At 68.7% G+C, this 6976-nt stretch carries 7 protein-coding genes and 1 pseudogene; all 8 read right to left on the reverse strand.

The features are described from left to right. Window positions 1–277: 277 nt before the first annotated feature. Window positions 278–1759, reverse strand: a complete 1482-nt coding sequence (locus tag ACFQ4G_RS21595; RefSeq protein ID WP_238209268.1) for a LysM peptidoglycan-binding domain-containing protein — start codon at window positions 1757–1759, stop codon at window positions 278–280. A 450-nt stretch (window positions 1760–2209) separates the two neighbouring features. Then, on the reverse strand, window positions 2210–2488 hold the full coding sequence (locus tag ACFQ4G_RS21600) for a hypothetical protein (protein ID WP_238209267.1): 279 nt from the start codon (window positions 2486–2488) through the stop codon (window positions 2210–2212). A 72-nt stretch (window positions 2489–2560) separates the two neighbouring features. Then, window positions 2561–3694: a chromosome partitioning protein ParA gene (locus ACFQ4G_RS21605; RefSeq protein WP_238209266.1), complete on the reverse strand. Its 1134-nt coding sequence runs from the start codon at window positions 3692–3694 to the stop codon at window positions 2561–2563. A gap of 106 nt (window positions 3695–3800) precedes the next feature. Then, entirely contained in the window at window positions 3801–4301 is a 501-nt protein-coding gene (locus tag ACFQ4G_RS21610; protein ID WP_238209265.1) for a YidB family protein, read from the reverse strand. A 58-nt stretch (window positions 4302–4359) separates the two neighbouring features. Then, window positions 4360–5778 carry a TAXI family TRAP transporter solute-binding subunit gene (locus tag ACFQ4G_RS21615; RefSeq protein ID WP_238209264.1) on the reverse strand — a complete coding sequence of 473 codons (1419 nt, stop codon included), beginning with the start codon at window positions 5776–5778 and terminating at the stop codon, window positions 4360–4362. Window positions 5779–5812: 34 nt separating this feature from the next. Next, window positions 5813–6253, reverse strand: coding sequence for a BA14K family protein (locus ACFQ4G_RS21620; RefSeq protein ID WP_238209263.1), 441 nt, complete (start codon window positions 6251–6253; stop codon window positions 5813–5815). A gap of 174 nt (window positions 6254–6427) precedes the next feature. Then, entirely contained in the window at window positions 6428–6811 is a 384-nt protein-coding gene (locus ACFQ4G_RS21625; protein ID WP_238209262.1) for a CsbD family protein, read from the reverse strand. A 68-nt stretch (window positions 6812–6879) separates the two neighbouring features. Further along, a pseudogene (locus ACFQ4G_RS21630) lies at window positions 6880–6976 on the reverse strand (CsbD family protein); the annotation flags it as partial.

Genomic DNA, 6976 nt, shown 5'->3' on the forward strand with positions numbered 1-6976 from the left:
ATGAGCGTCCATCCGAGGCTCCGGGTCCGGGGTTACAGGCTTCGCAACCACAGCCTCGCTCGACACCCTCGGATGGACAACCTCCATAGCAACGACACCTAGCGATCAAGTGTCTGAATTGGCGGAACGTTCGTCGGGTGGGTTGTGGCGCTTAACGGCGCTACGAGCCTGCCAGCAGACTTGTCGATTGAAGGACAACGATGATCAGCGTAGCGAGTGCTGCGGCAGCGGTGACGTAAGTGATAGCTTTGGTAAACTTGGTCATTGTCAAAAATCCTCAGTTGCGCTTGTCATTCCACCCTGCCTCTGCGGCATGCCCGCTCGGCAGCACGAAGACCTGGCCGGGATAGATCAGGTCAGGGTCGCGGATCTGGTCCTGGTTGGCGTCGTAGATCGCCGTGTACCGGTCGCCCTCGCCGTAGATCCGCCGGCTGATCGCCCAGAGACTGTCGCCACGCTCGATCCGAGCAGTCTCGACCTCCGGCACGAAGACGGCGGCGGGGTTCGCCTCGAGCCTGAGCGGATCGCTCCCGGCTTCCGAGGATGCCGGCGTAGCCGGTCTCGTGGAAATGGAATCCTGCGGCCCGTCCGAGGCGTTCGCCGCCTGGGCATGTCCCGAAACGGTTTCCGGCGACGATGCTATCGGCTGCGAGGCGTTCGACGCCGCTTTCTCGCCGCCGTTCTTTTTCGGAGCTGCCTCCAACGGAGCCGCGACCGGCCGGTCCGTCCTCGCGATCCGAGCGGCTTCCGGAACGGAGAACGGCACCTCGACGCGGCTGCGGACCTTACCCGACGCGGCATCGACCTGATCGAGCCGGACCGTGTAGCTCCCCGGCTTGACGCCTCCGCCGATGGTGAAGGTGACTGTGCCGTCGCGACCGACCCTGGCGGGGGCGATCAGGGTGTCGTTGAGGTAGAGCCGTACGGTCGTACCGGCGGTAGCCTGACCGCTGACGAACAGCCGACCGCCCTCCTGCGCATCGACGCTGACGATCCTGGTGGATGCCTCACCCGCACCTCCCGCGGCCGCGCCCTCCAAGGGCGGGGACAGTGGCATATCCAGGGAGCCGGACCTTAGCGTATTGGGTACGGCTCGATCCGCGACCCCCGCGTCGAGATTGTCACGGTTCCCAATCCGGATGGACCGGGCCGCATCATTGGCGGCGATTGCGTTCGAAGCGCCATCGCTTGGAGCAACCTCGCCGGTGCCTGGATGGATCGGGGAAGCGGTACCCGTCGTCGTCCGTAGAGGGGACGACGCATCGGGAACCGAGCGGGTTACCGTCCGCGACGAGCGCGGCTGCGACAACACCACCGTCGGCTTGTCGGGCGAGGTCAAGGCGACCAAGGGCCTGGCGTTGTGCGAAGCGGGCACCGCCACCGCCACGATGTCCCTCGATTGGCGAACCATGCCCTTACCATCGGTCACCCGAAGGCCGACTTCGCTGTTGCCGGCCGGAAGAGCCGGGGGAACGATGGCGAACTGGCCGTTCGCATCGGCGACTGCCCTGGCCGTGGGCTTGCCGTCGACCAGGACCTCCACGGTGCCGTTCGGCGTCGCTCGTCCGGCGACGACGAGTTCCCCGTTCGGCTCGACGCGCACGGTATCGAAGGTCGGGGCATTCGTTTCCGGGGCGCCGGGAGCCGTCGCCACGCCTTGTCCCTCCGGTTCCGACTTCTTCATCGATCCGCCCGAAGAGACCGCCTCCGAACTTTTTCCGCGGCCGATGTCCACATCAGCCTGCGACAGAGCCGCCATCGGTCGTCTGTCCTCGCCGTCCGACGACGGAAGCGGCGCCCCAAGCCGCCGGAGGGCGCCATCACCGCTGACAAAGGCCAGGATCAGCCCGATCCCGAGGATGAGGACAACGAGTGCGATGACAGCCCCGCGACGTCGCACGGCAAGCACGGTCTGCCCGGCAGGTTCCGGGACGTGCGTCGACGTGTCCTTTCGGGGACCGGCACGTCTACGGAAGAGAGCGGCGAGCAGACCCACGACGACGAGAAGGATGGCAGGGAACACCCGAAGGAAGGCGCGGCTCAGGCGGGTCAGCATAGTGTTCTCGTTTCCCATGCCGCGGTGACTATCGTCCGGGGCCCCGGTCATCGGCCCCTCGATCCATTAGGGCCGGTATCCCGTCGTCATGCCCGGACCCGACTGACCCCCGGGGCCAGTAAGCTCCGGCGCCTGCCGTCCTCGTTCAGTGGGTCAATCGTCGGCCTCACCGGACGATCCGGCACGGGACCGCTCGTAGGCGGCGATGGCCTGGGAGCATCCCTCCGACAGATTCGGGCGATTGCGTTTGAAGCATGCCTTCACCTCCGGCCCGCCCGGTTTCATGCCGGCGCAAAATCGAAGGTAATCGCCTCCGCAACTCGCCCGCATCGCCTCCATCTCGGGACCCTCCTGCGCCTCAGATGGCCGGGAAGCGGCCAGTGAGCCCGCGAGAGCGAGTGCCGTCAGGGCGAGGAGACGGATGTTCATCATGCGATCCTTTCGTGCAGTGGGGCCGGGATGGGCGACCCACGTGAGCGGTTGCCCACGTGGGTCGACGTTGCCTCAGCGAGCCGGCTGGCTCGGCGCGGCGGCGGGCGGAGCGGCGAGCTGCTGGCGGACCTCGGCGAGTTTCGCCTGGGCCGTGCTCAGGTCCTGCCGGGCCGATGCCAACCGCTCGTCGATGGACGCAGCCTCCTTGTTGCGGGTGGCCAGGGTCTCGGTCAGCGCAGCCAGCTGACCTTGCGCGTCGGTCTGGCGCTTGCGCAGGGCGTCGAGGGCGGCGGCACCGGCATCGCGGTCGGCAGAGAGCTTCTGCAACGCTTGCTCGACCTGACCGCGCTCGGAGACGACGCGGTCTCGCTGGGCCTGGGCCTCGGCAAGCTCCTTGCGGACGTTCGCCAGGGCGTCGCGAACCTGCTGGGCGTCACGGTTGGCCTGCTCGATCTCGGACGCGAGCTTGTCCTTGTCGGCGGTCAGGGCGGCGACGGCCTGGTCGGTGTCCGTGCGCTGCTTTGCGGCCTGATCGGTCGCGGTCCGCGCGTCGGCCAGTTCCTTCTGTGCGGCAGCGGCAGCCTCGCGGGCATTCTGCTGGCGCTCCTCGGCCTTGGCGAGATCGGCGGTCTTGGCCGTCGCCTCCTGGGTCATGGTCGCGAGATCGGCGCGCAGCTTGGCCTCCTGCACCCGGGCGTCCTCAAGGCGACGTCCGACCTCGGCGAGGTCCTGGGTCCGGTCGACGGCAGCCTTCTCCGCGGTGGTGATGGCGTCGCGCAACGGGGTCAGCTTCGCCTCGACCTGAGCGACCTGTGCCTGGAGGTCGGTGAGCTTCTGGGTCTCGGCCTCGGCCGCCTTCTTCGCTTCGGTCGCCTTGGCCTCGGCCGCCTGCTGTTCCTGGGTCAGGGTCGCGGCGCGGGACTTCGCCTGCTCGGCGGCCTTGCTTGCCTGCTGGTCCTGCTGCTGGGCGGTGGCGATCTTGGCCTGGAGCGAGGTCAGGGTACCGGCGGTCGAGACCTGCCGTTCGAGGTCGGCCCGGAGCGCCGTCTGCTGGGTCTGCAGGTCCTCGATGCGGTGGTCGCGGGCGCTACGCTGACGCGCGCCGGCGATGGAGGCCACGATGAGCCAGACCAGCAGGACCGCGGCGACGACCGCTAGGCTGAAGGGCAAGGGGCGTCGGAGTTCGGAACGGTAGTCGATGGCCATAGAGATCTCACAAGGTCGGGGAAAGGGGGTGGATCGAACCCCGGCGCGGCGTCGCCCGGCTTCGTGTGAGGCCGGCGCCCGCAAGCACCGGCCGGGGCTCGTGGGGTCAGGCCGGCGTGCGGCCGTCCGCGGCGTAGCGGTCGATGGCCGACGGCAGCTCGCGCGAGAGGCGGGAGAGGAGCGCACCACGGCTCAGGCCGGTCTGCTGGGTGAGGTGATCCAGGGTGTCCGAGCCGATGGCGCGTTCCAGATCCGCCTCCGGGATATCGCGGTTGGCGCCCTGGTTGACCCAGGAGTTCGCCGTCTCGCCGTGGCCGCCCTTGGTGAAGTGGTCGACGAGTTCGCTCAGGCCGCTGGCGATCAGCCCGCCGACACCGGCGGTGCCAAGGCCGCCGAGCAGGCTTCCGAGGTTGCCGCTGCCGCCCGTGGACCTGGCGTTCGATGCGGTGTTCGAGACTGGCGGGACGGTGCCGTGGTTCGGGCTCAGGGAGGGGGGCGACGGGGCGTCGTGGCCCTTCAGGAGTTCGGCGAGCTTGTCGCGGTTCTGGTAGCCGGCCACGGCCAGCAGGCCCAGCAGAGCGGTCATCGAGGGGTAGCCCTTGCTCATCGTGTTTCCTTTCCAGTGTTGGACGTGGTGCCGGATGTGGTCATCCGGGGTCTCGCGGTCAGCCCGTCGCGTCGGACGTGGCGGCTCCCGTCGATGTCATGCGCCCGGCGAGGTCGGGCTCGTCGCCCGGCGGTTGTCCGACGGCAATGGTTCGCTTGACCGTGGAGCGGGCCGCGTCGATGGCGATCGCCGCCGCCGACATGGTCCTGGCTTCGGTCGGCCGCTCCAGCGCATGTTTGGCGATGTCGCCGGCAAGGTCGTCGATCTCGCGGGCGAGCGATTCGAGGCGCCCCGCATCCGCGCCGTCCTGCGCCTCGCGACGGATCTCCAACAGTCGGTCGGTGGCCTCCTCGATGCGTTCGCGCCGGATGCGGGACAAGCGCTGTCCCACCCACGCGACCGCAGAGCCGATACCGCCGCCCAAGAATGCGACAAGGTAGATCCAGGTCTCATAGCGCTCGATGAAGCCCTGCTGCTCGCGCTCGAAGTAGTCGACGGCACCGGGATGGATGGGAAGCCGCGCGCTGGTTGCGGCCGCAGTGCTGTCGTAGCTCGGCGCCTGCAGGTAGTCCGCTGCCGGGGCCACGTTCGCCATGCCGCTTCGCAGCTCGAAAAGGTGCTGGGTCACGTCGGCCGCCACCGGCCGGGACAGGTTCGCCCGCGCCATCAGCCGGTAGGAGGCGCCGACGGTGGCCACGTCCTCGGCCGGGACCTTCGGGCTGCCGCCGAAGGTCTCGGCCGGCATGCTCACGGCCTGGAGCCGCGGCAGCCGGGCGACGATGGCGTCGGCGTTTGCGACCGTCACGAAGGCCACCTTTCGATTCTTGCTCGCACCCTGCACGATGCCGATGATGCGCTGGGCCGCCGGGGCGGTCGGCGAGATCACCGAGATAACGGCGTCGATGCGCTTCTTCGCAAACGCCGCCGCCAGGTCGGCCTCGGGCATCTCGACCAGGGCGATGTGACGGGGTGGCAACAGCCCCTCCGGATCCTTGTCGAGGAGCGTCAGCCCGTAATGCTCGACCATCGCCTTGATCAAGGCCTGGTCGGCGTCGCGATGGGCGAGGATGGCCAGGCGCTTACGGTCGAGGTCGGGAAAGCTCGTCAGCCCGGACGCCTCGGGGGACGCGATGATCATCGCCTGGTCGCGCAGGATCGCGAGCGTCAGGCCATTGTCGGGCAGGTCGACGTCCGGACGCACGACAGCGAGGTCGGCCCGGCCGTCCTGTAGCGCCGCTGCGCTGTCGCGCACGTCGTCGAAGGGCAAGATCTTGAGTCGGATCTCCTTGTGACGCTTGGCCAAGGCGTCGGCATAGGCCTGGATGACGGCCGGCTCGGTCCCGTCGCTCGGCGCCACGGCGATGGTCAGCACCGTGGCGCGGGATACCCAGTAGGCCGCCGCCGCTCCGAGCCCGAGGAGCACCGCGAGCGCGAGGAACACGAACTCGCGGCGCAGGACGAGACCCAGAATGGTCATGTGGTCCAGGCCTCTGCTCGGCGTAGCGATACGACTATGGGCAACGGTGGCGGTCGCCGTCGTTGCCGAGATACGTTCCGCTCGACGCGTCGTAGGACCGGAAGCGACGGGCGCACGCGGCCACGGCTTCGGCGCCTGGACCACCCTGTACGACCACCGGCGCGGCCTGTGCCTGCGAGTTAGCGATGGCGCCGCCGATGATCGCGCCGGCCGCCAGACCGGCGACGCCTGCGCCGACCGCAGCGCCGACGCCGGGTCCGCGACGGTATCCGTAACCGCGACCATAACCACGGCCATAGCCACGTCCGCCCCGCCAGCCGTGACGATGACCGAAGCGGCGATACTGGACGTAGTCCGTCGGCAGGTCACCGCGCACGAGCGCCTCGATGGGCGCTGAGGATGCCGGTGCGGCATGGGCCGGCAACCCGACCAGGGTGGCGGCGACGGTGGCGGCGAGGGCAAGGGTCAGCTTCATCTTGGATTGGTTTCCTGAATCGGTTTCACGTGGAAGGGGAAGGTTAGTAACCCCGACGGTTCGGCGGTGCGGCGGACCGGCCTCCGAAACGCCGTCTGACGTAGGCGATGATCTTTGGGAGGAGGAAGGCGGTGAGGAGCTTGCGGATCATGAGTCGTCTCCGGGATTGCGGATTCAGTGCTTGCGACGGGACAGCCAGCCTACCGCGAAGGCGACGGCAGCAAGGCCGAGCAGGGCCGAGGTGCGGTTGTCGTCGGCGTAGCGCACGGCCTGACGGCCATAGATGGTGCCGCGCTTGCGGGCTTGACGGGCAAGGTCGCGACCGTCCTCGATCAGGTTTCCGGCGCGGTCCCGGACCTCGTGGGCGATATCGCGTCCGTCGTCGATGAAATCTTCGGCCCGGTTGCGCGCGCGGCCGTAGGCGTACTGCGCACCGCCGGCCACTTGGTTCACGGCGCCGCGGACTTGGCGGGCCGGATCGCCGGTGAGGCCGCCCAGCGTGGTCTGTGCGCGACCCTTGAGGTGGCGGGACGCGCCGCGAAACTGGTCTCCGTTCATGGGATTCTCCTGCGTTCGAAGTCAGTGGAGGCGACGGGACCCGAGCGAGGTCCCGCCACCGTGTCGGATCATCGTTTGCCGGTGGCTTTGTCGACCAGGGCGGACACGCCGTCCTTGGCCTCGCCGACGGTGCGTTGCGCCTCGCCCTTGAGTTCCTGGGCCTTG

The organism is Methylobacterium marchantiae, from assembly GCF_042679825.1.
GTDB lineage: Bacteria > Pseudomonadota > Alphaproteobacteria > Rhizobiales > Beijerinckiaceae > Methylobacterium > Methylobacterium marchantiae.